Origin of the sequence: Lachnoclostridium sp. An138 (assembly GCF_002160765.1) — a bacterium.
In the GTDB taxonomy this organism is placed as follows: domain Bacteria; phylum Bacillota; class Clostridia; order Lachnospirales; family Lachnospiraceae; genus Laedolimicola; species Laedolimicola faecalis.
Window position 1 is genome coordinate 80,905 of the sequence record NZ_NFLF01000006.1, and the last position, 25,250, is coordinate 106,154.

Annotated in this window: 23 protein-coding genes; 1 reads left to right on the plus strand and 22 read right to left on the minus strand. The window is 52.4% G+C overall.

Features of this window, described 5'->3' with window-relative positions:
* Positions 1 to 10 precede the first annotated feature (10 nt).
* The 20 genes from B5E82_RS07030 to B5E82_RS07125 all read right to left on the minus strand — a co-directional run bounded on the left by B5E82_RS07030 (position 11) and on the right by B5E82_RS07125 (position 22,476).
* Positions 11 to 1,120: an FtsW/RodA/SpoVE family cell cycle protein gene (locus B5E82_RS07030; protein WP_087306850.1), complete on the minus strand. Its 1,110-nt coding sequence runs from the start codon at positions 1,118 to 1,120 to the stop codon at positions 11 to 13.
* Between the two features lie 27 nt (positions 1,121 to 1,147).
* Positions 1,148 to 1,429 carry a cell division topological specificity factor MinE gene (minE, locus tag B5E82_RS07035; protein ID WP_087306851.1) on the minus strand — a complete coding sequence of 94 codons (282 nt, stop codon included), beginning with the start codon at positions 1,427 to 1,429 and terminating at the stop codon, positions 1,148 to 1,150.
* 18 nt (positions 1,430 to 1,447) lie between these two features.
* Positions 1,448 to 2,233, minus strand: a complete 786-nt coding sequence (gene minD / locus B5E82_RS07040) for a septum site-determining protein MinD (protein ID WP_087306852.1) — start codon at positions 2,231 to 2,233, stop codon at positions 1,448 to 1,450.
* Between the two features lie 23 nt (positions 2,234 to 2,256).
* Entirely contained in the window at positions 2,257 to 2,946 is a 690-nt protein-coding gene (gene minC / locus B5E82_RS07045; protein WP_087306853.1) for a septum site-determining protein MinC, read from the minus strand.
* A gap of 12 nt (positions 2,947 to 2,958) precedes the next feature.
* Positions 2,959 to 5,862, minus strand: coding sequence for a penicillin-binding transpeptidase domain-containing protein (locus B5E82_RS07050; RefSeq protein WP_242966265.1), 2,904 nt, complete (start codon positions 5,860 to 5,862; stop codon positions 2,959 to 2,961).
* A complete protein-coding gene (gene mreD / locus B5E82_RS07055; RefSeq protein WP_087306854.1) occupies positions 5,859 to 6,425 on the minus strand; it encodes a rod shape-determining protein MreD in 567 nt (188 codons plus the stop codon). Before mreD ends, B5E82_RS07050 begins: the two co-directional genes overlap by 4 nt.
* Before the next feature lie 55 nt (positions 6,426 to 6,480).
* The gene (gene mreC / locus B5E82_RS07060) at positions 6,481 to 7,341 is read right to left on the minus strand and encodes a rod shape-determining protein MreC (RefSeq protein ID WP_087306855.1); all 861 of its coding nucleotides are present in this window, start codon (positions 7,339 to 7,341) and stop codon (positions 6,481 to 6,483) included.
* 12 nt (positions 7,342 to 7,353) lie between these two features.
* A complete protein-coding gene (locus B5E82_RS07065; RefSeq protein WP_087306856.1) occupies positions 7,354 to 8,361 on the minus strand; it encodes a rod shape-determining protein in 1,008 nt (335 codons plus the stop codon).
* A gap of 63 nt (positions 8,362 to 8,424) precedes the next feature.
* Complete coding sequence (gene radC, locus B5E82_RS07070; protein ID WP_087306857.1) at positions 8,425 to 9,123, minus strand: RadC family protein; 699 nt, start codon at positions 9,121 to 9,123, stop codon at positions 8,425 to 8,427.
* Between the two features lie 55 nt (positions 9,124 to 9,178).
* The gene (locus B5E82_RS07075; protein WP_087306858.1) at positions 9,179 to 9,430 is read right to left on the minus strand and encodes a DUF4321 domain-containing protein; all 252 of its coding nucleotides are present in this window, start codon (positions 9,428 to 9,430) and stop codon (positions 9,179 to 9,181) included.
* 169 nt (positions 9,431 to 9,599) lie between these two features.
* Positions 9,600 to 11,261 carry an NAD(P)/FAD-dependent oxidoreductase gene (locus B5E82_RS07080; protein WP_087306859.1) on the minus strand — a complete coding sequence of 554 codons (1,662 nt, stop codon included), beginning with the start codon at positions 11,259 to 11,261 and terminating at the stop codon, positions 9,600 to 9,602.
* Positions 11,258 to 12,610: an aminoacetone oxidase family FAD-binding enzyme gene (locus B5E82_RS07085; RefSeq protein ID WP_087306860.1), complete on the minus strand. Its 1,353-nt coding sequence runs from the start codon at positions 12,608 to 12,610 to the stop codon at positions 11,258 to 11,260. The genes B5E82_RS07080 and B5E82_RS07085 overlap by 4 nt, the downstream gene beginning before the upstream one ends.
* Entirely contained in the window at positions 12,607 to 13,875 is a 1,269-nt protein-coding gene (locus B5E82_RS07090; RefSeq protein ID WP_087306957.1) for a methionine gamma-lyase family protein, read from the minus strand. Before B5E82_RS07090 ends, B5E82_RS07085 begins: the two co-directional genes overlap by 4 nt.
* Before the next feature lie 180 nt (positions 13,876 to 14,055).
* A complete protein-coding gene (gene miaA, locus B5E82_RS07095) occupies positions 14,056 to 15,015 on the minus strand; it encodes a tRNA (adenosine(37)-N6)-dimethylallyltransferase MiaA (RefSeq protein WP_087306861.1) in 960 nt (319 codons plus the stop codon).
* Positions 15,016 to 15,204: 189 nt separating this feature from the next.
* Positions 15,205 to 15,990 carry an amino acid ABC transporter ATP-binding protein gene (locus tag B5E82_RS07100; RefSeq protein ID WP_087306862.1) on the minus strand — a complete coding sequence of 262 codons (786 nt, stop codon included), beginning with the start codon at positions 15,988 to 15,990 and terminating at the stop codon, positions 15,205 to 15,207.
* 14 nt (positions 15,991 to 16,004) lie between these two features.
* Entirely contained in the window at positions 16,005 to 16,688 is a 684-nt protein-coding gene (locus B5E82_RS07105) for an amino acid ABC transporter permease (protein WP_087306863.1), read from the minus strand.
* A 4-nt stretch (positions 16,689 to 16,692) separates the two neighbouring features.
* A complete protein-coding gene (locus tag B5E82_RS07110; protein WP_087306864.1) occupies positions 16,693 to 17,613 on the minus strand; it encodes a transporter substrate-binding domain-containing protein in 921 nt (306 codons plus the stop codon).
* Positions 17,614 to 17,860: 247 nt separating this feature from the next.
* Complete coding sequence (locus B5E82_RS07115; protein ID WP_087306865.1) at positions 17,861 to 18,649, minus strand: hypothetical protein; 789 nt, start codon at positions 18,647 to 18,649, stop codon at positions 17,861 to 17,863.
* Between the two features lie 74 nt (positions 18,650 to 18,723).
* Positions 18,724 to 19,824 (minus strand): DUF5716 family protein, encoded by a 1,101-nt coding sequence (locus B5E82_RS07120; RefSeq protein WP_087306866.1) that lies wholly within the window; start codon positions 19,822 to 19,824, stop codon positions 18,724 to 18,726.
* Between the two features lie 75 nt (positions 19,825 to 19,899).
* Positions 19,900 to 22,476 (minus strand): DUF5717 family protein, encoded by a 2,577-nt coding sequence (locus B5E82_RS07125; RefSeq protein ID WP_087306867.1) that lies wholly within the window; start codon positions 22,474 to 22,476, stop codon positions 19,900 to 19,902.
* A 101-nt stretch (positions 22,477 to 22,577) separates the two neighbouring features.
* On the opposite strand from B5E82_RS07125, the gene cobD reads away from it, so the two are divergent.
* Positions 22,578 to 23,672, plus strand: coding sequence for a threonine-phosphate decarboxylase CobD (gene cobD, locus B5E82_RS07130; protein WP_087306868.1), 1,095 nt, complete (start codon positions 22,578 to 22,580; stop codon positions 23,670 to 23,672).
* A 267-nt stretch (positions 23,673 to 23,939) separates the two neighbouring features.
* Here cobD and B5E82_RS07135 read toward each other — a convergent pair whose 3' ends face one another.
* Together B5E82_RS07135 and B5E82_RS07140 are read right to left on the minus strand one after the other, a co-directional pair.
* The gene (locus B5E82_RS07135; protein ID WP_162610732.1) at positions 23,940 to 24,938 is read right to left on the minus strand and encodes a peptidylprolyl isomerase; all 999 of its coding nucleotides are present in this window, start codon (positions 24,936 to 24,938) and stop codon (positions 23,940 to 23,942) included.
* A gap of 31 nt (positions 24,939 to 24,969) precedes the next feature.
* Positions 24,970 to 25,233, minus strand: coding sequence for a glyoxalase (locus B5E82_RS07140; RefSeq protein WP_087306870.1), 264 nt, complete (start codon positions 25,231 to 25,233; stop codon positions 24,970 to 24,972).
* Positions 25,234 to 25,250 lie beyond the last annotated feature (17 nt).

A 25,250-nucleotide genomic window follows, 5' to 3' on the forward strand; every position in this document is an offset into this window, starting at 1 on the left:
CACCCCCAAGTTAATATTTTTTCGGCTGCAGTCCCACATTCAGGACAAAACCGATTGACATGTACAGCGTCACCAGGGAAGTCAGCCCGTAACTGACAAAGGGAAGTGGAATTCCCGTATTGGGCATCAGGCCCGTGGCTACGCAGATATTGACAAAGCTCTGAAACCCGATATAACCTGCAACCCCACAACAGATCAGGGTTCCCGAAAACTCTCTTGAGCGTCTGCCGATCTGTATACATTCTAACACAATCAGCGCCAATAGTAAAATAATTGTTGCGCAGCCGATAAATCCAAGCTCCTCGCCTGCCACCGCGAAGATAAAATCCGTCTGTGGCTCCGCGATAAAGCTGCCGTTTTTCACGGAAGAAACCAGGTTATTGTTCAATCCCTTTCCCACCAGCTGGCCGGAGCCGATGGCCATAATGGAATTCTGCTGCTGATAGGCGTCATTGGCGTAGGCCGCAGGATTCAGCCAGGCCAGGATACGGGTCCGCTGATAACCATCGATGAGGGTCTGATCCGGCTGCATAATCAGACTGATAAAAATCACAGACGCAGGGATTCCCACGGCAAGGGCCCCTCCTATCAGCTTCCAGCTTAAGCCCCCGATAAACAGCAGAATCAGAAAGATCACACACAGCGATATCGTCGTAGACAAATCCGGCTGCTGTTCTACCAGAACAGCAGGAATACCGAACAGCAGCGCGGAAAGGCCGAGTATCTTCCATGTGTTCAAAATTTCTTTATACTTCTCCAGAAATTTCGCAAAAAACAGAATCAGGCAGAGCTTGCACAATTCTGAGGGCTGGAAACGGAAGCCGCCCAGCCTGAGCCAGCGGGTGGCGCCGTTATTCTCATATCCCAGCGGCGTCAGCACCACAAGCAGAAGCAGCAAAAGATTAAAAGCATAAATCAGCCAGTGGAATTTCAGAATCCAGTTATAATCAATCAGCGATACAGCTATCATCGCGGCGGTTCCAAGCACCATTCCAAGAATCTGCTGATCCTGAACAGATTTCTCCGCGCTTCCTATGACCAGTATTCCTATAATCGTAATCGCAAACACATAACACACAAGCCGGAACCTGTAATCCCTCACCCGGTACTGTTTTAACATAATCTCCTCTGTCCTTTTCCTGTCCGGTTATTTCCGCTCTGAAGAATGCTTCAAATCCTTGATCGGAATATTGGCGCACAGAGCCGGCACACGGCCGTTGGAGCCGTCAGACTCCGTCTGCGTAATCTGGATGTCCAGATGATCACAGTCAATTTCCATGTACTTTGAAATAACCTTGATAATATCGTTTTTGATCAGCTCCATAACCTCCGGGGAACAATTCGCCCGATCCGAGATCAGCAAAAGTTTCAGGCGGTCCTTCGCCACATCACCGGAGCTCTTTCTCCGGAAAAAATCCATCAACGCCATGTCTATTTCCCCCTTCGCTTATTTAAACAGCTTTGCAATCCTGGCAAAGAATCCACTGTTGGATTCCAGATTCATCAGGGGTACTTCTTCTCCCAGAATACGCTTGCAGATATTCATATAAGCCGTTCCCGCAAGAGAAGAATCTCCCGCCAGGGGTTCGCCCTGGTTCGTGGCAATGACAATGTGCTCGTCATCCGGAACCGCTCCAATCAAATCAATGGCAAGAATATCTATCACGTCTTCAATAGACATCATATCGCCGCGCTTTACCATATCCATGCGCAGACGGTTTACAATCAGATTAATCCTGTGGATATCGTTGGCTTCCAGAAGGCCGATAATCCGGTCCGCGTCACGAATCGCGGACACCTCCGGCGTTGTAACGATCAGCGCCCGGTCCGCGGCCGCAATGGCATTTTTAAAGCCCTGCTCGATGCCTGCCGGGCAGTCAAGCAGTATGTAGTCAAATTCCGGCCGCAGCTCTTCTATCAGCTTTTTCATTTGCTCCGGATTTACCGCCGTCTTATCCCGCGTCTGCGCGGAAGGAAGGAGACAAAGATTGGAATACCGCTTGTCCTTAATCAGGGCCTGCTTCATACGGCAGTTTCCTTCCACTACATCTACCAGGTTATAGACAATCCTGTTCTCCAATCCCATTACCACATCCAGGTTCCGAAGACCGATGTCCGTATCGATCATAACGACGCTCTTTCCAAGCTTCGCAAGACCCGTTCCGATATTCGCCGTGGAAGTCGTCTTTCCCACGCCGCCTTTTCCGGATGTAATCACAATCACTTCACTCATAGCTTTTTCCTCCAAACCCTTTTCTATAGATTAATATCATTTAAAACCTCTTTTGTAATAGGCTCTATATAAATATTTCCTTCCTCCACAAAGGCTATCTTCGGCGTATCGTCCGTCTTTTTCTTCCGGACGGGCCTGCTGTCGGAGCTTCTTGCGATTACATCTCCGATTCGAATCTGCATGGGGTCCATGGACAGAGCCGCCACAAAAGCATCCTGATTGCCGGAAGCTCCCACATACACATTTCCCTTCAGCGTTCCCAGCACAATGACATTTCCCTTGGAAATCACCCGGGCTCCCGGATTTACATCACCGAGAATGATGATGCTTGTCTCAGATTCCAGAACCTGTCCGGAACGCAGCGTCCCCTTATAGAAACGACCGTCCTGAAGATTCATCAGATCCGCGCTTTCTTCCTGATTCCGTTCCAGCGCCTGCTTCATTGCCTGCTCCACAGCCTCATTCTGATCTGCGATGCACATCACCTGTATCTGGCAGTTCGCTGATATAATATCGGAAAGCTCCAGCTCTTCTTCAAAAGACAGGCCTCTTCCCTGAAAGCACAGAGCCATCTGAGCGTCCCCGAAGAATTTGGCCGAGGTACGGAATTTCTCAGCCACATCCTTCTTCAGAGTCTCCCAATCTGTCTTTTCATCCAAAACGACAATCAGTCCATGCTTATTGCTCTTTATGACAACCGACTGATTCGACATCCCTCTTCACTCCTAATCTGCAATATTCTGTCCTGAGGATCCGCTGGCAGTTCCTGTCAGGATCTCTTCCTCATCCACAAGATTATAATAATATTTATACAAATCTGCCGCAGCCTCCGCCGCGTTTGCAGAAGTATATCCATTGGCGATACGTACAGCCACCGCGATCTCCGGATCGTCCGCCGGCGCATAGCTTACAAACAGCGCGTGGTTCGGATGGCTTCTGCTCTGCTGGGCCGTACCTGTTTTTCCTGCCACATCCAGGCCATACTCGCTCAGGGCATTCAGGGAGGTGGTGTCGTCCGCCACCAGCTTCATTCCTTCCTGCACCGCGTCCCAGCTGCTGTCCGCAATCTCCACCTGATTATAGAGTTCAGGCTCAAAGCTCTCCACCGTCTCTCCGTCTGCCGATTCCACCCGGTCAAGCAGCGTCAGGTTATAAACGCTTCCCCGGTTTGCCAGAGCTGCTACATAACGCCCGATATGAGACAGGGAAAACGCGTTCGTACCCTGGCCGATAGCAGAACGCACCGCGTCCTCATCGGAAATCTGAGGATCATACTCGGAAATCTCCAGGCCGGATTTCTCTCCCAGTCCGAACATTCTCGCATATTTTTCAAGAACCGCCAGGCCCTTCTCTACGTTGTAGCCGCCTGCAGTGCGTCCTCCTGCCAGGCGGTAGCCCACCTCATAAAAATAATAGTTGCAGGAATCGCGGATAGCCGTCAGCAGCGTTTCATTTCCGTGAACTCCTCCATACTGGTTGAAAATCCAGCAGGTAGGCGACGGCGTAATCTCTGTAAACTGACCTGCGCCATAGATGACCGTAGACGGCGTGATCACGCCCTCCTCCAGGGCTGCAATCGCCACAATCGGCTTAAAGGTAGAACCAGGCGCCAGATTTTCCTGCGTCACACGGTTGACAAAAGGCGAGGAAAGATCCCGGCGCAGGCTGTTGTAATACTCTGAATCCATCACGTTCGTCAGGCGGTTGTTGTCATAGCTGGGATAGGTGACGCAGGCCAGTGTATCCCCCGTATTTACATCCACCACGATAATTCCGCCGCTGCAGGGCTCCAGAGCCAGCTGAGCCGGCGTAATCTCCAGATTCGAGATCTTATCAAGCATAAAATTATAGGCGCTTAAAGACCCTGACTGCAGGCTGGCCACTGTCGCCTCGTCATATTCCAGAACTCCCTGGTCATACAGCAGAAGGCAGACCTCTCTTCCGGTCATCTGATCATCCAGCAGCATGTACTTGTAAAGCATCTTGCCGAATTCCATATCCTCCATCAGAGCAGACTGGATATATTCCAGGACCAGCTGATAGATTTCCTGGGAATCCAGGTACGGATCGTCTCCGGATATCTTGGTCACATCGATCCAGTTCATGGAGATCGCATACTGCAGGTATTCGCGCAGACTGATCACCTCGTCTGTCGTCCAGGCGATATAGGTCTCATCGGAGGTGTCCACCGCGTCGCTCATAAGCACCTGGTTGTCTCCCATCAGAACATCAGACACAATATAGCTCATATAGTTCTTCATTTCCTGGGAGAGATTCTGATAGGCTGCCGCGTTTTCATTGTTCAGCTCTGCCATAATCTCGGCTACCGCCTGCTCCCGCTTGCTTAAGAATCTCTGGTATACGCTTTTCTCAAGCTCCGTAGCGTCATCCTCGGAAAAATGCGTAATGTCAATAATATAATTGTCAATCAGCGCATAATATACATCATAGATCGGAATCATGATTTCCGAAGCGCTGTCATTTCCCTGAATATACTCTTTGGTATTCTGGATCTTTGACACCAGAATTCCCGCAATTTTCTGCTCCAGGATCTGATAAGCCGCAATCTGAAGATCCTTGTCGATGGTCAGATATACATCATTTCCCGGCTCCGGGTCCTGCTGCTCCGTCACCTCAAGTACGCGGCCCACGCTGTCCACGTACATCTTTTCATAGCCCTTGGTTCCCTGGAGCTCCGTCTCCATATACTGCTCGATTCCGGTCTTTCCTACAATATCATTCAGCTCATAATCCGGATTTTCCTCCTGGAGAGCCTCCAGCTCTTCTGAAGAGGCCTTGCCGATATATCCGATAATCGGAGCAAAATAGATGCTGTCCGTGTAGATGCGGCGGCTGCTTTGCTCTACATCCGCTCCCTGGAGCTCGTTCTGATTCTCCTGAACGGCCGCCACTGTCTCCTCCGACACATCCGTCGCTACCGTTGTAGCCACATACCGCTTATAGCTGTTTGCTGAGATTCCGAACCGAATCGTGGCAATCTGAAGCTGTTCTTCAGGCGTATACCCATCGACCGAAATGCCGTACTCTTCCTTTTCCTCCTCCGTGTAAGAGGCCTTGATAGCGTATCTTTCATCACTGCACATATACTCCATGAGCTCATCCGCAGTGGCCAGCTCTTCACTGGCATCCAGATCACTGGTAGAAGACTTCCCAAAAACATCCGCTTTTAAACGCAGAAGCGACGTGCCTGTCAAAGAATATTCATAAGAGCCGTTCTGGTAGACAATCCCCAGATCGCTTACCACACTGTCCCCGTTCTTCTCAATCAGCTTGATCAGTTTGTAAATCGTCTCATTCAGCTGGGCATTCTTTGTTCTCGTATTGGGATAGCTTCCATTATCCTCGATCGTCACAGACCAGGAAAGTTCGCTGTAGGCCAGAACATTTCCGTTCCGGTCATAGATATTTCCTCTGGTACTGGCAAGAGATACCTCCCGCTCCGTGCGCAGGGAAAAGGACTCCTGGTAATCTGCCCCCCTCACAATCTGCAGATAGAACACTCTCTGGAGCAGAATGCCGAAAAATATCACAAACACAGCGCTCAGCAGAAAGGTTCTGGACTTAATGATATTCCACAGGATATCTCTGATCTCTCTGAAAAATCTCACTCAAAATCCTCCGTATGTTTGTCCAGGCCGCTCTGTCTTCCCGAAAGGGCGGAATATTCCGAGGGCGGCTCCTCCCATCTCTCCAGCATCCGGTTCAGACGCCGGATCAGCCGGTACATCACCAGGGTCAGGGCCACGGTGTAAACCAGCTCCGGGAGGATGATATGCGTAAAATAAAATCCAAAGTCAAACTTGCTCCGCATCAGAAACATGAAAAAGTACACACTCAGACCGTATACCAGCTCTGAAAGCGCAATCCATACCATGGGAAGCTTGATGTCCTCATCATAGAACATCATGTGAAACAGGCCGCTTCCATATCCAAGAAACATATACAGAAGGGCATAAAACCCGAACAGGCTTCCAAAAAAAATGTCCGTCAGAAGCCCACAGAAAAACCCGACCGCCATTCCTTCCTTTTCACCCCGCATAAATCCCAGGGAAGTGGTGACAATCAGAAGAAGGTTCGGGGAAATTCCCGCCAGGGCCAGCGCCTGAAACACGGTGCACTGTAAGATAAAGCACAGAATGATCAAAACCGCGATGACCGCTTTCCGCCTCATTCCTCACACTCCTGTCTATTCTTCCATACTGCCTGAGGTCCGGATTCTCCGTCCTCTACTCTTCCACATCCACACTCTGCTTCAGGTCTGTGATGACCAGCACGGAATGAAGATGCTCAAAATCGACTGCCGGAGTCAGGGTCCCCGATCTGGTCAGATTATTGGAATCCAGCGTCAGCTCATTGATGTAGCCGATCAGAATTCCCGAATGGTACTTGTCACTCACATGGGAAGTCACTACCGTATCCCCGATGGATGCTTCTCCCTCGGGGTCGCGCAGCTGGGAGATCTGAATCAGTCCGTTCTCCATCAGCTGCAGATCTCCTTTTACAAAGCAGAGATCCGAGGTAGAAAGAACCTGCGCGCTCACATTGCTCATATCGTCGATAATCGCGCGTACCTGGGCCCAATTGTCTCCCACCCGGGTGACAATACCCACCAGGCCGCTTCCCGCGATCACATTCATATCCACCTGAATGCCGTCAGAAGATCCCTTGTCAATCACAAAGGTATTGAACCAGTTGCCCGAATCACTGGCAATGATATTGGCAGCGACTTTATTATATTCACTGTAGGTCTGGTCCAAAGCATAGAGCTCTTCCAGCTCCTCCAGCCGGTACTGGTTCTGCATCAGCCTGCTGTTCTCCAGAGTCAGCTCATCCACCTGGGACTGCAGCTCTTCATTTTTGGCCTGCGCGTCAGCCAGATCCTCCAGGCTGTCCGCTCTGCTCCTGAGCCAGCCCCCGACAGTATTGATGCCCCGCTCAAAGGGCACAAAGACATAGCCGGAAATTCTTCCCAGAGTGCTGCCTGCAAACCCTGTGCTGTAAGAGGCAAACATCATACCGACGCAGAGAAGCGCCAGGGCCGCAAATATGTATTTTGACGGCACGGAAAAACGATTTTTTTTCTTCATATTCCACCTGAATTATTTATAATCCTGCTCTTTCGTGATGAAGGTCAGACTGCGGAATTCCTTTTCCTTGATCACCCGCTCCAGACCTCTCGCCACGCACTCTTCCGGCTTATCCACCAGATTTACCTTAATGTTCGTAGCGTCGGCAATCAGGCTGTCCAGCCCTTTAAGGTTTGCCACTCCTCCGGTCAGGAAGATGCCGTTCCGGATAATATCTACGCCAAGCTCGGGCGGAGTCCTCTCCAGAATCATCTTGATGGCGTCCACGATTGCCTTCAGCTGCTCGGCAATGGCCCCCGCCACAAAGTCCGCCGTAATCTCCAGAAGGGCCGGCAGCCCCAGCGCCATATTGCGTCCGCAGATCTCCCGCTTCGTGGTGGTGTCTCCCGGCTGATAACCCAGCTCATTTTTCAGAATCTCAGCCGTCTTGTTGCCAATAAAATATCCGTACTCTCTGCGGATCGCGCTGGAGATCGCCTCATCGATCTTATTTCCGCCATTCTTGATGAGCTTGCTGGTTACAGTTCCGCCCAGGGACAGAATGGAAATCTCCGTCGTATCGGCTCCCACATCCACCAGCATCACACCCTGCGCCTGGGTCACATCAAGACCGAGGCCGAGGCCGGCCGCCACCGGTTTATCAATGAGTTCCACATTTTTAGTCTTAATCCCTGTTCCGTGAATCAGAGTGGTGAACACACGATCCTGCACATCTGTGGGAAGGGCCACAATAAATTCCGCGCCCTTCAGGCTGCCTTTTGTGCGCTCTTCCAGAAAAGATCTCAGAAACTGCTGCATATACGTAATGCTGGCCACCGTGCCAAAAGACATGGGGTAAAGAACCTCTATATTGGCCGGAGCCTTTTCATGCATGTCAAAAGCCTCGTTTCCATAGGCTATCATTCCTTTTTTTTCTTCAATCGCCACCATATTCTTCTCGCAGTATATGGTATCGCTCTCCTTGCTGTAAATCTTGATGCTGCTTGTACCAAAATCGCAGCCAAAGCTCTGTGCAGACATGTGCGTCTCCCTCTCTTTCTTCTGTTCCTTAACTTCTGTGGAATACCTGTCCCGCCGCGGAAATCATCCCACATCCGATAGTATTCCCCGTTCTCTCAAAGAGCTATAACATCGATCGCCGATAATCACGTGATCCAAAAGCTGGATGCCAAGGAGCTCTCCTGCTCTGCCAATCCGCTTTGTCATCCGGATATCCTCCAGACTCGGCGCGGGATCTCCGCTGGGATGATTATGCACCAGAATCAGCTGCACGGCATGAACCTCCAGCGCCTCCAGAAAAATCTCTCTCGGCGAAATGATGGAGGCATTTACCGTCCCCTTGAACATCAGCTTCTCTCTGAGAAGCTTGTTTTTCGTGTTCAAAAACAGCGCAATCAGGTGCTCCTGCTCCTTATGGCGGAGTTCTTCCATAAAATAATCTGCTATGGTAGCCGGTGTATCAAAGCAGAGCCGCTCACCGGCCGAAGCCTTTGCCATGCGTCCTGCCAGCTCAGCAAGACATTTCAGCTGAACTGCTTTTACCCTTCCCACGCCTTTCAGTTCCATCAGGCGTTCCATGGGAATCCGGCAGAGTCCCGGAAGCCCCTCAAAATCCGGCAGGCTTAAGATTCGGCCCGCCAGCTGGCAGACAGTCTCTCCGGCGCTGCCGGTCCGAAGAATAACAGCCAGAAGCTCTGTGTCGGAAAGGACTCCCGGCCCGCAGGCCAGGCACTTTTCATAAGGACGCTCTTCTTTGTACAAATCTTTCATCGTTGTCGCCATGGTTCCTCCTTTTGCTCTCCAGGCAGCGGATTCCCCTGCGGCAGCTCTTTTGCGGCTACAGCTTTCTGTAAATGATAATTGCAAGCACCACACCGATAATGCTGGCTATCGAAATGTGGATGGTCAGGCCAAAGGTCAGCACCAGCAGTCCCAGATCCAGAACAATAGGCGTCTCAAGCCCAAAGCCCTGCCCATAGTTCAGCCAGTTTAAGCCCGATACATTTTCTGTCAGCATTCCGATAAATCCTCCCAGCACAATGCCGGACAGAAGCATGATCAGAAGTACCCAGCCATTTTTAGATTTCATAACAGCCTCCGTCTTTCGTAATATGAACGGCCCTCCGGCCATGGATATCCAGTTTACATAAATATCAGTTCTGGAAATCATATCAAATTATATCATAGCACAAAGCGCAGAACTTGTATAGAGAATAAATCCTTAACTTCTCTTAAGATTCTCCAGTTTTCGACAATTCTCAATCCTCTTTTCCAGTCCGGTACCGGGCCGCAACCGCCTCCGCCGTCTTCACTCCATCCATGGCAGCCGAGGTGATTCCACCGGCGTATCCCGCGCCCTCCCCGCAGGGATAAAGCCCGCGGACCGCGCTCTCCAGCCTCTCATCTCTCAGAATACGGACCGGCGAAGAGGTTCTGCTCTCCACACCGGAAAGCAGGGCGTCTCCCCGGGAAAATCCCGGAAGGATATGCTCACAGCCAAGGATTCCTTCCTCCAGAGCGGCAGAAAGGACCTCTGGGAAAATCCCGCGGACATCTCCGAATTCCCAGGCTCCCTTCATAGAGGGCTCCACCTCTCCCAGGCTGCGGCTTCTCTGCTTCTTCTGAAAATCTGCCAGGAGCTGAACCGGTATCTTTCCTCCCGCGGCACGGTAAGCCGCCCGCTCAAGTCTTCTCTGAAACTCTACACCGGCCAGCACATCCCCGCCGCCGAAATCTTCCGGCCTTACCGTCACAATCATGGCGCTGTTGGCATTGCGGCCGTCTCTGGCCTGATAACTCATGCCATTGACCGCCAGAAAGCCTTCCTCGGAAGATGCGTTCACCACATAGCCGCCAGGACACATACAGAAGGAGTAGACTCCCCGGTCCCCGCTGACCTTCCGTGTCAGCTTATAGGAGGCAGCCGGAAGATGCGGGGGATAGTCTCTCCCATACTGGCTTTCATTCACAAGTTCCTGGGGATGCTCAATGCGTACACCCACTGCAAAAGCTTTCTGTTCCATGGGAATCTGCTTCTGGGCCAGCATGGCAAAGGTATCCCGTGCGCTGTGGCCGATGGCAAGCACCAGCGCCTCACAGGGCAGATATTCCTCTGTCTCTGTCTCTGTCTCTGCCTTTGCTTTTACTTCTGCTCCTGCTTTTGTCTCCGCTCCCATTCTTCTCCGGACACGGACGCCCCGGACAGCTCCATCCTGCACGTCAATATCCGTCACTTTTGTGCCAAAACGCACCTCTCCTCCCAGAGAAAGGATCTCTTCCCGGATACGTTCCACCACGCAGGTCAGCACATCCGTACCCAGATGCGGTTTGTTCCAGTACAGGATTTCCTCCGGCGCTCCGGCCTGCACAAAGGTCTCCAGCACCAGCCGGTTCCGGCCCTTTGGGTCCTTTACCAGGGTGTTCAGCTTTCCATCGGAAAAAGTTCCGGCTCCGCCTTCTCCAAACTGTACATTGGAATCCGGAACAAGCTCCCCGGTCTTCCAGAAGCGGTCCACCGTTCTTTTCCGCTCTCTGGCTGTCTCTCCCCGCTCCAGCAGAAGGGGACGGTATCCGGCCCGGGCAAGCATCAGCCCGCAGAAGAGCCCCGCAGGTCCCGTTCCCACAATCACAGGCCTGTGCTCCAGCCGTTCCTCCCCCATCTGCGGAAAATGGTATTTTACAGGCTTCACAGGAGCAGCGTTCCGGCTGCGCAGTTTTTTCAGCAGCTTCTGTTCCCCCTGAAGCTCCACATCCACAGTATAGACATAAACTACCGGCTTCTTCCGCGCGTCGATAGATTTTTTACTGACAGCCAGGCTTTCGATCCGCTCCTCCGGCACCTTAAGCTCTTTTGCCGCCTGCCGCTTCAAATCCTCCGGTCCATGATCCACCGGAAGCTTTAACTGGCTGATCCGTATCATTGTCCACCTCCCCGGGCCGCATGAAATCCTGCCACATGTCCGCTGCTCCAGGCCCACTGAAGATTGTAGCCGCCGCAGGCCCCGTCGATATCCACCACTTCTCCCGCAAAATAGAGTCCCGGCACCAGACGGGATTCCATAGTCTGCGGGCAGATCTCCGAGGTATCCACGCCTCCGGAACAGACCTGTGCCTGCTCAAAGCTTCCCCCTGAGACGACTTCTGTCCTGAAATCCCGGATTACGGACAGCAGTCTTTCCAGCTCCTCTTCCGTCCAGGCCCCCGCTTTTTTATTTTTGGGGATTTTCGCCCGTTCCAGCAGACACAGGGCCATCTTTTCATGAAAAAGCCCCGTAAAAAAAGCTTCTCCCTGTTTATAGCCTCCGTCCCGGATTCTGGCTCTTAAAAAAGCCTCCAGCGCGGCCTCTTCCTCTTCTTTCTCCGCTGACAGTCCGCAGCTTCCGCCCGGAATCTGAGGGAGAAGATTGAGACTGGCTTCTACTTCCCGTCCCTCGTCCAGCGCCCGCACCGCATGGCGGCTCACCTGGAAGACCGGAATGCCGGAGATACCGTTCCTTGTAAACTGAACCTCTCCCCTGTCACAGGCCGTCTCTTTTCCATCTGCCAGCACCCGCACTGCAGCCTCCATGCGGAGGCCCGCAAGCCGTTCATAGAACCGTTCCCGGCAGCGGAGCTGCACCAGGGCCGGCAGCGGCTTTATAAGCCGGTGCCCCAGGCTCTCCGCCAGGGCGTAGCCGCTGCCGTCCGAGCCTGTGGCCGGGGCGGCGGCGGAGCCCGCCGCCAGGACGCAGGCGTCTCCCTCGTAGGTCCAGCCCTCTGTCCGGGCCGCGAACCGCGGCCCGGAGACAACAGCGCTGTCCCCGGAAGCTTTCCCCGCTCTGTCCTCTTCCGGGCGGTCTAAGTCTCCGGAAGCACCATTTGGATTCAGCGCTCTGATCTCCAGAATCTGATTTCCCAGAGCCAGCTTCACGCCTAGGCGCTCCGCTTCCATCCGAAGCGCGTCCGCCACGGAAGAAGCCTGATCACTATAGGGGTAGAGATAACCGTTTCTGCTCTTTGCGCAGACCCCCAGCCGCTCAAAAAAACGCAGTGTATCAGGAAGGCCGAAGTTTCCAAATACCGTCCGGGCAAAGCCCGGCTCCCCTCCCCGGTAGCAGGCCTCGTCCTGATTTTCATTGGTCAGATTGCAGCGTCCGTTCCCTGTGACCAGGATCTTCTTGCCCACCTGGCGGTTCTTCTCCAGAAGCGTCACCTTCGCCCCCTGCTCTGCCGCCGCAATGGCCGCCGTCAGGCCCGAGGCCCCGCCTCCAATCACCAGCACCCTTCTCATGACAGCTTCACCAGTCCGGCATCCGCAAGCTTCTGCAGAGACATGAGAATTCCCAGCTTGGCATGGGGCCAGGTCAGGCCCCCCTGAAAATACACCGCATAGGGCGGCTTGATGGGGCCGTCCGCGGAAAGCTCAATGGAAGAGCCCTGCACGAAAGCTCCTGCCGCCATAATCACGTCGCTGTCATAGCCCGGCATGGCCCAGGGCTCCGGAGTCACATAGCTGTCCACCGGAGCGGCCGCCTGAATTCCCTGGCAGAACGCAATGACGCCCTCCGGTTTTCCAAAGGTGACAGCCTGAATAATGTCGTGGCGGCTCTCCGTTCCATTCGGGATCACAGCAAAGCCCAGCTTTTCATAAATATTGGCCGCGAAAATCGCGCCTTTGAGCGCTGCGGCCGTCACTGTGGGAGCCAGGAAAAATCCCTGGTAAAAACTCTGCATCACGCCCAGGGAAGCTCCCACCTCTTTTCCGAGTCCCGGCGAAGTCAGACGGTAAGCCGCGTTTTCCACATACTCCTCTTTTCCCACAATGTAACCGCCGATGGGCGCAAGCCCGCCGCCCGGATTCTTGATCAGAGAGCCGACACAAAGATCCGCCCCCACGTCTGTAGGCTCAATGCGCTCTACGAATTCTCCATAGCAGTTGTCCACCATGCAGATCACGTCCGGCCTTCTCTCCTTAATAAATGCGATCAGCTCTCCGATCTGTCTTACGGAAAAGGTCGGGCGGGTCTGATAGCCTTTGGAGCGCTGAATGGTCACAAGCCTGGTCTTCTCATTCAAAGCCGCCTCAATAGCCGGATAGTCAAAGCTTCCGTCCTCCTTCAGCTCTACCTGCCGGTAGGACACGCCATACTCCGCCAGCGAACCGTTGGAGGGCCGGATTCCGATAACCTCCTCCAGCGTGTCATATGGCTTTCCCACCGGGGAAAGCAGCTCGTCTCCGGGACGGAGGTTGCCGGAGAGAGCTACCGCCAGCGCGTGGGTTCCGCAGGCGATCTGCGGACGCACCAGAGCGGACTCCGCGTGAAAGGCCGCCGCGTAGACCTCTTCCAGCTTCTCCCGTCCCAGATCATTGTAGCCGTAGCCGCTGGTCGCCGCAAAACAGGCTGCTTCTACCCGGGCCTTCTGCATGGCTCCCACCACCTTCAGCTGATTGTACTCGGCTGTGGCGTCAATGGCCTCAAACCGTTCCTTCAGCGTCTTTTCAATCTCCTGGCCGAACCCATAGACCTCCCTGCGGATGCCAAGCTCCCGGTACATCTCTTCCGTCTGTGTATATTCTGTCTGTGTATATTCTGTCTGTGTATTTTCCGTCCGTATATTCTCTGTCTGTGTCATTCCTGTCTCCATCGTCTCTGTCTCCCTTTCCATCTTTCTTTGTTTTTCTGCCCTCAGCTGACAAGAGCCTGCGCGTCCCTGCCAGCCGAAGGACACTCTGATCTATGAAATAATTCCTTTTTCTCTTAATACCTGCAGCATAGATTCCAGAATCGCTGCCTCGTCATAGTGATACTGCTGCTTGTCTATCCATACCACATCCCGCTCCCGGCGGAACCAGGTCAGCTGGCGCTTGGCAAAGTGCCGGGTATCCCGTTTCAGAATCCGCACCGCCTCATCCAGGGAGCATTCTCCGTCCAGAAAAGAAAGCAGCTCCTTGTAGCCCAGTCCCTGCATGGAAACCATACCCCGGCGGAGTCCTTCCTCTTTCAGCCTCTCCACCTCCTGAAGCAGGCCTTCCTCCATCATCTGGTCCACCCGGGCATCGATCCGTTCATAGAGCCGTCCTCTTTCGTCATTCAACACGAAATACGCAAAATTGTAAGGCGATTCTTTGGCTTTCTGTTCCTCATTGTGCTCGGAGATTCTTTTTCCGGTCAGCCGGTAGAATTCCAGCGCCCGGATCACACGCTTCACATTATGGGCATGAATTTCCTCCGCTGCCTTCGGATCTGCCTTAGCCAAAAGAGCATGAAGCCTTTCTCCACCCTCCCGGGCGGCCAGCTCTTCCAGCTCCGCGCGGATCTCTGTCTGCGCTTCATTTTCCGTAAAATCTATATCGTAGAGCAGCGCCTGAATATAAAAGCCGGTGCCGCCCGCCACAATGGGAATATGACCGTTTGCCCGAATCTTCCCCAGAGCCTCCTTTGCCAGCTGCTGGAACCGGACCACATGAAACTCTTCATCGGGCTCCAGTACGTCGATCAGATAATGGGGAACCCCCTCCATCTCCTCTGGGCGCACCTTGGCCGATCCGATATCCATGCGGCGGTATACCTGCATGGAATCTGCCGAAATGATCTCTCCGCCTATGGCATGAGCCAGAGCGATGGAAAGCTTTGTCTTTCCCACTGCCGTCGGCCCTGTAAGAATCACAAGAGGTTCCTTCTGCTTTTCCGTCATGGCCCTGCTCCTTTCCTTATCTTCTGCTGAATCTTTTCTATTTTAGTATTAAATGTCCGGGATTTCAACCAGAAATTTTCCTGCGCCGCAAAAACAAAAAGCGCCCTGCGGATGGCAGTCTTCCTGTCCGCACAGCGCCTTTACGCTTTACATTTCGTTTTATCTCTTTTTCTTTCTTTTTATCCTTTTCTACCCCTGCGTATACCGTGACAGGAACTGTCTCGTACGCTCTTCCCGGGTGTGCTCAAAGATCTCCTCCGGCGTACCCTCTTCCATGATCTTTCCCTCATCCATAAAGATCACCTTGCTGGCCACATCGTGGGCAAAGGCCATCTCATGGGTAACAATGATCATGGTCGTCTTCTGATCCGCCAGCTCTTTGATCACCTTAAGAACCTCTCCGGTCAGCTCCGGGTCCAGAGCCGAGGTGGGCTCGTCAAAGCAGAGAATATCCGGTTTCAGCGCAAGAGCCCGGGCAATCGCCACACGCTGGCACTGGCCTCCGGAAAGCTGGTGGGGATAATTATTCATCCGGTCGCCCAGCCCCATCTGTACCAGAAGCTCTTTTGCCTCTTCCTCGATCTCCTGATGGATCTCCTTTTTCCGGGCCTTGTAATCCGGCTGCTCCTTTGCCAGAAGCTCTCTGGCCAGCATTACGTTGCCAAGGGCCGTATACTGGGGGAACAGGTTAAAGGACTGAAACACCAGGCCGAAATGAAGGCGTTTCTTCCGTATTTCTTCCTCCTGCTTTGTCTGGGGAACCGATGCGTCAAAAAGCACCTCCCCATTCACGCGGATTACGCCTGTATCCGGCTGCTCCAAAAAATTCAGGCAGCGTAAGAAAGTGGTCTTACCGCTTCCGGAGGAACCAATGATGGAAAGCACCTCACCCTTCTCCAGGGTAAATCCGATATCCTTCAGGACCTCTGTATCCTCAAAATTCTTACTGATATGTTCTACTTCCAGAATTGCCATCGTCTTCCGCCTCCTTACCTGAAATATTCCAGCTTCCGTTCCAGACGTCCCAGAAGGACCGTCATCACGCCGCTGAAAATCAGATAGTAAAAGGCCGTAAAAAACAGCGGCCAGATCACGCCGGAAATTCCCTGGGAACCCTTCATGAATGATTCTCCCGCCCAGATAATTTCCTGCAGCGCGATGGTAGTAGCCAGAGAAGTATCCTTTACCAGAGTTATAACCTCGTTGGACATGGGCGGCACAATACGCTTGATCATCTGCAGCAGCTTGACCTTGAAAAAGATCTGCCTGCGCGTCATGCCGAGCACCAGGCCGGCCTCCTCCTGCCCTGCCGGAACGCCCTGGATACCTCCCCGGTAGATCACCGAGAAATAGCAGGCATAATTGATGATAAAGGCTACGGAAGCCGCTACAAAACGGCCGGCGTTTCCTCTCCAGATCTGATTGTGAAACACCAGACCCGGGAAGTAAAAGATGATCATGAGCTGGATCATAAGCGGCGTACCGCGTATGATCCAGACGATGATATTTGTCAGCCAGCTTAAGGGCTTAAACCGGGACATGGAGCCGAAGGCTATCACAAGCCCCAGAGGCACCGCGCCCACAAGCGTTACAAAAAACAGTTTCAGTGTCTGCAGAAAGCCAGCGTTCAGAGAACGGATGACAATCGGCAGCTGTTCCATTATCAGTTCCATTTGATTACTCTGCCGTTTCCTCAGCTGCAGTCTCCGCGTTCAGAAGCGCTGCCTGCACACCGTATTTTTCTGCCGTCGTCTGCATGGTTCCATTCTCATAGCACTGTGTGAAGAAGTCGTTCAGAACCGCTGCCAGATCAGAGCCCTGACGGAAGCCCACACCGTATTCCTCGCTGTTCAGGCTTACCGTATAAGTAAGATTATCGTAGCCGGTTCCCTCGCCTACCATAGCTGCCGCCATCAGAAGATCGATAACCGCCGCGTCAGAGGTGCCGGACGCTACCTCAAGAAGAGCGTCAGACTGGGCGGAAACCGGAGTATAATTCAAGCCGAGAGCGCTTACCTCTGCCTCGCCCGCGCTGCCTGCCTCTACCGCAAAGCTCAAATCAGACAGGCTTTCCACATCCTGATAGTCCTCAGCCACATCAGAGGGAACTACGACCACCTGAGCATTCATCAAGTATGGATCGGTGCACTCCATAGAGCTTGTCACTTCGTCTGTCAGCGTCATGCCATTCCATACGCAGTCGATGGCATTGCTGTCCAGCTCCAGAATCTTGCTGTCCCAGTCAATCTCAACAAATTCTGCCGTGATTCCCAGGCTTTCCGCAAAGGCATTGGCCAGATCCGCGTCAAAGCCAATCCACTCGCCATTCTCATCCATATAGTCCATGGGCTCAAAGTTCGTGATTCCCACTACCAGAGTTCCCTTCTCCAGCACATATTCCATATCGCTGGCCGCCTCAGAGGTATCCGCAGTCTCTTCTGTCTCTGCCGTATCCTCCGCATTCTCCGCAGCGTCTTCCGCCGCGTCCTCCGCGTCCGTGTTGGTCACAACTTCTTCGCTGGAAGAAGATCCGCAGCCCGCAATCATGGATGCTGCAAGGCAGCCGCACAGTAATAAGCTTAAAACTCTTTTTTTCATACTTTCCTCCCACTGCCGCATAGCGGCTGATTATTCCCGTATCCCGGTCCGGCACGGGTTTGTGCTTTCTTTCTCTACCAATTGGCCACTGTACCTTAGTAAAGTCACGAAGGCATTTTACCATACCGCCGGCTGTCTGTCAAGCAGAAAGGGGCGGGCCTTTGGGGACCCGCCCCTGCAGCTGCCGCTGTTCACTCTCTTTTCAGCAGCCTGCAAATCTGAATTAGCATCCTGCGCCTTCCCCCGCTTAAGAATACCTTGTGTTCTTTTCGTATTCCCGTTCCAGCTCATACAGGCGGGCAGACAGATCCTGGGGCAGTAAGAAATGCTCCCCCGCTTCCTTTTCCAGCCGTTCATACTCTTCCGTCAGTTCCTCCAGCTGATCCCCGCGGATCTTCTGAAGCTCCATGGCTTCCTCAAAATCCTCGTCCGAAAGGCCCAGGCGCATGGCGCAGACATATTCCTTCAGCACGGCCGGGTCCTTCTGATACTGCCAGGAGGTCCGGAAGGCCTGAGCCGCCTTTCCAAACAGAAACAGACGGCAGCAGCAGACCCCAAGATTGTTCCAGACATGAGCATAAAACTCTACTCCCAGCCGCTCACTCTGCCGGATATCGAGAATCTTCTGATATTCATAGATAGCCGCCTGATAATTTCCTCCTACAAAATACTCATCCGCCCGGAGCTTCAGGCGTTCCTGCTCCTGGTAGGTATTCAGCACCTTCATTTTAGCCGTAAGCTGGGTAAGCTCCTCCTGGGAATAAAAATCCACGCTCCGAAGAATCGTCAGAACCATATTTTGAAGGCTGCCCCCGGCCTCCATGCCCTTCTGCAGCCGATCCGCCAGCTCCGGATTGTGCATCTCCGTACGGAGCCAGTCCCAGAGCCGTTGCCCCAGCATCTTTTTATCAACCAGATAAATATTTTCATACAGAAAATAGGCCAGTTCTTCCATGGAATAAATCCGGGCTCCCATGCTCTCGATGTAATAAGGGGTCTCCGCCGGTTCGTTTTTGCATATCATCACTGCTCCCATGGTTCATCCTCCTCTTCTTTCTCCACTGTCAGCCCGTCTTCCGCAAGGCTCCCACACAGACTCCGCGTTCTGTTTCAGCCTCCCAGATCCACCTCTTCCGTCCAGGTCAAATCCGAAGAAGGAAACAGTTCTCCGAACCCCAGATCGCTCACCTGCACCTGAAGTCTGTCCACGCTTAGGAATTCAGCCGATATGCGGAGTCTGGTGGCCCTGGGCGGCCTGTCCGGCAGGCCCGCCAGCAGCAGGCTCTCCTTCAGCGTATCTCCTGCCTGCATGGGCTTTAAGATAAACTCCACTACCGGCTCACTGCAGAGCAGCGCCTGGCACTCTGCTTTTGCCTCATACCAGCTTTCGCCCGCTTCCAGCAGAGTGTAGACAGCATTTCTGCCCGATCCGGGCGTGAGCAGACCCACATTATAAGAAATCTTATCTTCCCCCAGAAACACATAGGTTCTCTCTCCGGTCAGTCCCGCCTCCTGAGCTGCCCGGAAGCAGGCTCCTTTGGCAAAAAGATTATTGCCGGCGAACACTCTTCTTCCGCTGGCGCAGAGCACCCGGAGAGACTGCTCATACCACTTTTCCTCAAAGGCTTCTCCCACCAGAAACACAGAGGAAACCGGACGCTCGGAAAAAATAGCCTTTGCCATTCCAAGAAGAATCTCGTCCTTCTCTTCCGGCTGCAGGCCGGAAACAGGCTGCTTCCACTCCTCCTGGCTTTCCGTTCTCGCAAGAAAGGGCAGGGTGCGGGCATTCACATGCAGCGCGACTGCTTCCAGCAATTCTCCCTCACAGGAAAACAGCACTGTCTGATGCCTCCAGATCTCACGGGACTGATTCAAGACGTAAGCGCAGTAGCTTTCCTGGCGGGTCTGCACATGAATCCTGCTTTCCGGCACTCCCATAATCTGCATGGTCATCTTCCGAATCTGCTCCACATGCTGCTCGGAAGCCTCTGCCACGGAAAACACCACTGCTTCCGCTTCATGGATTTTCCCATAAGGCTTTAAAAGCCGCATGGCCTTTTTCAGAAACAGCTCCAGGCTCTCTGTGGGAATTCTGTATTTTTCCGCTCCTGCCACCACTGAGATGGAGACGGGTTCCTTCGTCTTTTCATTCCAGCAGCAGATCTGCGAATATTCTTTTCCCAAATCGAAACCGACCACAAAGGCTCCCACTGCAATTCCTCCTTCTCTTTCGTCTTATTCTTCCATCTTGTTCTTCTGCCGTACTCTTCCGCCGTGTTCAGGACCTTATTTCAGGGAAAAAAGTGTCTCCACCAGAAAATTCTTTCTGGCGTACTCCCGCATCTTCTCTTCCAGCTCCGGAAGATCCCGTTCAGATAATATTCTTGCCATTTCGTAAATATCCGCGTACTTGGTTCCCGTAACCAGCTTCTCCTCATTTTCTTCCAGATAACTCCGGTCCGGAGTAGCCAGCTCGGTACCGTCTTCCTGAACTTCCGTGATAAACCAGGTCAGCCGCTCTCCGTAAAACAGCGTAAATTCCCGCACGAAAATGCCCGGCTCCACAGGATACAGCCGCTCTGCCACATAGCTGCAGCTGTTCTCCCGGGGTGTCTCGACCACATAATGAAGCACGACCTTATGGGAAGGATTGGTCCTGTATTCCACAAAAAATTTATCCTCCAGGAGATATGGCCTTCCCAGGCGCTTCAGCAGCGTCTTCATAAATCCAAACCGCATCTTTCTCCGTATGCAGCCCTCCAGCATATGCTCCGCGCGAATCCTCTGATGCTCATTCAGATGCCTGCGCTCCGACAAGTCCTTCAGATATGCCAGGCCGCACACGTCCGCCAGATTTTCCTCCCAGGCTATGGCCTTTTCCATATACTCATAGGTTCCTTCCGGGGCCGGGCAGTCGCGTACAAAATCTTCATAAGCCAGCCAGGTAAGGTAAGCCCGGCTCACAAGACCGTCCCCGCCCAGGCTGTGATAATCCCGGAACACCTCAAAAGCACAGTCTCTCAGCTGCCCGGTAAACAGCATCTGACCCAAAAGACGCTCTTCCAGATCAAATACATTCAGCTCAAAGGCCCGGGCCTCCCTCCATATGGCCTCCATCACTTCCGCGGAACCATAATAGTAACCGGCCAGATATTCCAGAACGCTTTCATTGTATATATGATTCTGGAACACAAAAAGACACAGCTTTATGAGAAACTCATCTTCTTCATAATCCTTTTCCCGAATCTTCCAGGCAGCCAGCTTAATCAGAAGCTTGCATTTCACCATGGTAAACCCATGGCGCCAGATCATGCTCCAGGCTTCCTCATAGAGTCCCCTCAGGATCAGAATCTCCGTATATTTCGCCCGATCCTTGGGAGTCATGGAAGAGGTCTCCGTCACAAAAAATTCCCGGTCCAGCTCGTCCAGCTCATGGCTGGCATAATAAAACTGCAGGATCTCCTGGCGCACATTTTCCTTATACCGGGCCGTAAAACCGTTGATCTTCAGAACCCGTTTATAATTTTCCACATTTTCTTCCGTCAGCACGTGATAACGGGAGGTCCCGTCGCACAGATAGAGATAAAGCCCCTGATGATAACGCAGCAGCTCCCGGCAGCGGCGCACATAGCGCTGCTCGTTCATCAGTCTTTTCAGCGTGTAAGGTACGCTGGAGGTGTAGCAGTTTCCCTGCTCGTCCACCAGCAGAATCACGGCTCCGGGCGTGTAGATCGGAATCAGCGCCTGGCCGCCCGAAAGGGGGACGGTAATCCTCTTCTGCAGCTGCTCATAAAGCACCTGAACCTGCTTGATTCTCTTATCCTTACACCGGATTCTCCGCAGAAACATAATATCCGCCAGAGCCTCCGCAAAATCTATGGTCAGCAGCTCTTCTACCAGAAACCGATCGTAAATCACGGCCAGATCCTCACTCTGCCTGCGCTTTACCAGTTCTTCCAGCATAAAGGCTTCGATCTGATCCTTATAAGCGCGGTAAATATCCGAGTCCTGTGGCTGGAACCGGACAATATTCGCGTAGAGACATGCCTTCTGGGTGCTGTTCAGCGTATTTTCCATCTGAAAATACAGGAGCAGGTTTTTCGGGAAGGGCTCTGCGTAATCCTCCGGAACAGCCCTCATAAAATACTCGTAAAGCTTCGTAATCTTAAGCTCAGCCTGCACGCCCCGCTGATACCAGAAAAAGCTTTCCCTGTCCGTACTTCCGTTTTTGATGAAGTGGGAGCAGATATCCGAGAGCATCTCCTTGCTGCCGTACTTGTGATACATCTCTTCCAGCCGGGAATACCCCTGCTCCGCGGGCCGCTCTCCTTTCAGGATCTGCTCCGCAAGTTTTCCCGCTTCCTCCGGACTCATCTTCTCTTCCATGCCGCCGGTCACTTCTACCACTGTCTGTACCTGTTTTTTACCCGGCTTCGCATCCTCCTTCTCCTGCTTTTCCTCAGGGAGGGGCTCTATGGGATCTGCGGAGATAAAATAGGCATAATTTTCTTCTTCGGTTTCCCTGTGAGCTTCCACACGAACCGTATAGGGGACCAGAAATTCTCCTGCCTCCGTCACAACGCAGAATTCCCCTTCTATCTCTTCTCCGCCCCAGAAGCCTCTTGCATCAAAGGTGCAGAAAATCCGGGCCGTACGGCTGTGAAAGCTTGCGTGCTCCAGCGTCATGCGGCTGGTGGACGCGTAGACTACCCCCTTGACCGGCCTGTCAGCCGTCAGGGTAAAACTGCCTTCTGCTTTTTCTCCCGGTCCGCAGGACAGGGTGACAATCGAATCAGAAAGCGTCACCACAGGTTTGTCATACTCTATTTTTCCAGCCGCAATCCGCTCCAGCTTTGCCCTCATGGTATCTCCTCCCGTTCTGTCATCCTCTTGTCTTTTTTGGAAATCTGTATATAATTTAGTATAGCATTAATTAAATTAAAGTACAAGAAAAGAGGTTCGGAATGTTAAAGCACAAAGACCATTTTCACGGCAGCGACCTGGAAAAAATTGAAGAAATATACGGAATTAAAAAAGAAGATATTACCAGTTTCAGCGCAAATGTCAATCCTTTAGGCATCTCTCCCCGGATGCGGACCGCCCTCGTCGATCATATCGATGTCATCACTACTTATCCCGACCGGGAGTACAAATCGCTCCGCAGCTGTATCGGAGAATATGCGGGAGCGCCCATGCAGAATATTCTTGTGGGAAACGGTTCCACGGAACTGATTTCTCTGTTTATCCAGATGGAGCATCCAAGAAAGGCTTTGATTCTGGGCCCCACCTACTCAGAATATGAGCGTGAGATTTCTCTGGGCGGAGGAACTTCTCTTTACTATCCTCTGAAGGAGGAGCATGATTTTATTCTGGATGTGGAAGACTTCAAGCAGCACTTGAACGAGGCCCTGGACCTGCTTGTCATCTGCAATCCCAACAACCCCACCTCCACTGCCATCACCCAGAAGGATATGCGAAGGATTCTGGATGAATGCAAGCGCCACGATATTTTCGTGATCGTGGACGAAACCTATGTGGAATTTGCGCCGGATATGGACGCGGTAGACTCGGTCCCGCTGACCCGCTACTATAACAACCTGGTAATCCTGCGGGGCGTCTCCAAATTTTTTGCCGCTCCGGGTCTCCGCCTTGGCTATGCCATTACCGGGAATATGGATCTTCTGAAGGATATCAATACCCACAAGGACCCCTGGACTATCAACAGCCTTGCGGCCACAGCCGGAGAACTGATGTTTACCGATACAGAATACATTCATAAGACCAGGGAGCTGATCGCCTCCGAACGGGACCGGATCTATCAGGAGCTTTCCTCCTGGGACAGCCTGAAAGTCTACCGGCCCACAGCCAATTTCCTTCTTGCCCGGATTGAAAAAGAGGACATCACAGCCGACGACCTCTTTGAGCACGCAATCCGCCAGGGACTGATGATCCGCAACTGTTCCACCTTCCCGTTCCTGGACAACCGCTATTTCCGGTTCTGCTTCATGCTTCCGGAGCAGAATACCGCGCTGCTGAAGTGTCTGAAGGAACTGCTTTAATCCTTTTGTCCTTTCTTTGGATTTCAAAGGCAGCATACAGGATCCGTTCGAAGATTTCATAAAGAACTCAAATATTATAAGCGTGAAACCAGGAATGACGGCCATACATTCTGAAATGGAAATGCTCTAAGCGGCTGCCTCACTAATCATGACCAAAATTTCTATTTATTCATGATTTAAAAGCCGCTTAGAGCATATATTATCTTTGTCTGTTTTCACATATAAAGCCTGTCCGCTTATCTGGAATCCGCCTTAAGTTCCGTCTTCTCACGTTCCAAGATATTGTTCATAGATTCCAAGGAAATCCGGCGGCATCTCTCCGGTCCAGTCTGCGAAATGCACCTTTCCCCAGAGTCTGCTGTTAAACTGGGAAGGTGTCTCCGCTACAAGCTGATCGTACACGCTCTCAAACAGCTCGTCCCTGCGTTTTTCCACCATGGTTATCTTGTTAGCTTCTGTGGCCTCCTGGTCAAAGTTATTGACGCATTTCAGGATATAATAACCGTCCTCTGTCTCGATGATATCACTGACCTGATCATTTTCCAGGACAAAAGCCGCTTCTTCATAGGCGCTGTCATGTTCCCCTCTGCCAAAGGTATAGGTGATCTGGCTGTCCAGACTGTAAGCCGAGGCCACTGCCGCAAAATCCCGTCCGCTGTCCAGCTGTTCTTTCACAGTCTGAGCCGTCTCGGAAGAGTCCAGGCGAATCTGCTGTACGGTAATGATTCTTGCTTCATCATCGCTGACTTCCGTATTTACATCCTTTGTGATCTCTTCATATACCTTGCCGGACAGCGCGTGATCCCGGTACAGCCCCTCTACATCCTTAAGCTCCAGGTCCATATATTCAATCTGGTCTGTACTCAGAGCATCAAAATACTCCTGAGCCGCCTGCGAAACCTGATTTTCCTCGTCACTGCTTAAAGCCACATCATAATCTCCGGCCAGAAGCGTGATCGCTTTCATGGAAGCCAGCTGATCTACAATGGTGTCCTTCACATATTCCTCAAAGGTCACTCCGCCGAAATCGTGCTCCCACATCTCTACACCGTACACGCCCTCATACTGCCTCTGGTAATCCATCACGTAAATCATGGCTTCCGGCAGCGTGCAGACACTTTTCCCTATCTTAAAAAGCTGGTTTCCCGACAATCCCGTCGTAAATACAATTTCTGTATTCTGCAGGAGGCCGCAGCCTGTAAAGCTGCCTGCAAGCACTGCCGCTGAAAGCAGTACAGCCAGCTTTTTCCCAAGCGATTTTGTCATTCTCATTCCTCCATCCAATTCTATCCGCGTCTTACGCTTCCACTATCAGATACGTACCGTCTTCCAGCTCAAAGACTTCTTCCAGTTCCCTGATCTCATCCAGAGACAGGCCGCTGATATCCATGCCGCTCTCTTCCAGATAGTCACATACCTCTTTCAGAGAATCCACCACTACAGCCATGCAGTCTTCCAGAAATTCTTCCGCTTCCTCCAGCGTCTCCGCAACCGGTTCGTCAAACAGCTTTCCCTGCCTCTTCAGAAATTCTTCCAGGCAGCTCTGTGAATACTCATACATAAATAAATCTCTCCTTT

Bases quoted from the DNA above. Each gene is read 5' to 3' on its own strand.
- radC (WP_087306857.1), bottom strand. From the start codon at position 9,123: ATGGCGACAACGATGAAAGATTTGTACAAAGAAGAGCGTCCTTATGAA.
- minD (WP_087306852.1), bottom strand. From the start codon at position 2,233: ATGAGTGAAGTGATTGTGATTACATCCGGAAAAGGCGGCGTGGGAAAG.
- B5E82_RS07115 (WP_087306865.1), bottom strand. From the start codon at position 18,649: ATGGGAGCAGTGATGATATGCAAAAACGAACCGGCGGAGACCCCTTAT.
- cobD (WP_087306868.1), top strand. From the start codon at position 22,578: ATGTTAAAGCACAAAGACCATTTTCACGGCAGCGACCTGGAAAAAATT.
- minE (WP_087306851.1), bottom strand. From the start codon at position 1,429: ATGGCGTTGATGGATTTTTTCCGGAGAAAGAGCTCCGGTGATGTGGCG.
- B5E82_RS07125 (WP_087306867.1), bottom strand. From the start codon at position 22,476: ATGAGGGCAAAGCTGGAGCGGATTGCGGCTGGAAAAATAGAGTATGAC.
- miaA (WP_087306861.1), bottom strand. From the start codon at position 15,015: ATGACGGAAAAGCAGAAGGAACCTCTTGTGATTCTTACAGGGCCGACG.
- B5E82_RS07080 (WP_087306859.1), bottom strand. From the start codon at position 11,261: ATGATACGGATCAGCCAGTTAAAGCTTCCGGTGGATCATGGACCGGAG.
- B5E82_RS07110 (WP_087306864.1), bottom strand. From the start codon at position 17,613: ATGAAAAAAAGAGTTTTAAGCTTATTACTGTGCGGCTGCCTTGCAGCA.
- B5E82_RS07090 (WP_087306957.1), bottom strand. From the start codon at position 13,875: ATGTACCGGGAGCTTGGCATCCGCAGGGAGGTCTATGGGTTCGGCCAG.
- B5E82_RS07065 (WP_087306856.1), bottom strand. From the start codon at position 8,361: ATGTCTGCACAGAGCTTTGGCTGCGATTTTGGTACAAGCAGCATCAAG.
- B5E82_RS07140 (WP_087306870.1), bottom strand. From the start codon at position 25,233: ATGTATGAGTATTCACAGAGCTGCCTGGAAGAATTTCTGAAGAGGCAG.
- minC (WP_087306853.1), bottom strand. From the start codon at position 2,946: ATGTCGAATCAGTCGGTTGTCATAAAGAGCAATAAGCATGGACTGATT.
- mreC (WP_087306855.1), bottom strand. From the start codon at position 7,341: ATGAAGAAAAAAAATCGTTTTTCCGTGCCGTCAAAATACATATTTGCG.
- B5E82_RS07085 (WP_087306860.1), bottom strand. From the start codon at position 12,610: ATGAGAAGGGTGCTGGTGATTGGAGGCGGGGCCTCGGGCCTGACGGCG.
- B5E82_RS07030 (WP_087306850.1), bottom strand. From the start codon at position 1,120: ATGTTAAAACAGTACCGGGTGAGGGATTACAGGTTCCGGCTTGTGTGT.
- B5E82_RS07100 (WP_087306862.1), bottom strand. From the start codon at position 15,990: ATGGCAATTCTGGAAGTAGAACATATCAGTAAGAATTTTGAGGATACA.
- B5E82_RS07105 (WP_087306863.1), bottom strand. From the start codon at position 16,688: ATGGAACTGATAATGGAACAGCTGCCGATTGTCATCCGTTCTCTGAAC.
- B5E82_RS07075 (WP_087306858.1), bottom strand. From the start codon at position 9,430: ATGAAATCTAAAAATGGCTGGGTACTTCTGATCATGCTTCTGTCCGGC.
- mreD (WP_087306854.1), bottom strand. From the start codon at position 6,425: ATGAGGCGGAAAGCGGTCATCGCGGTTTTGATCATTCTGTGCTTTATC.
- B5E82_RS07135 (WP_162610732.1), bottom strand. From the start codon at position 24,938: ATGACAAAATCGCTTGGGAAAAAGCTGGCTGTACTGCTTTCAGCGGCA.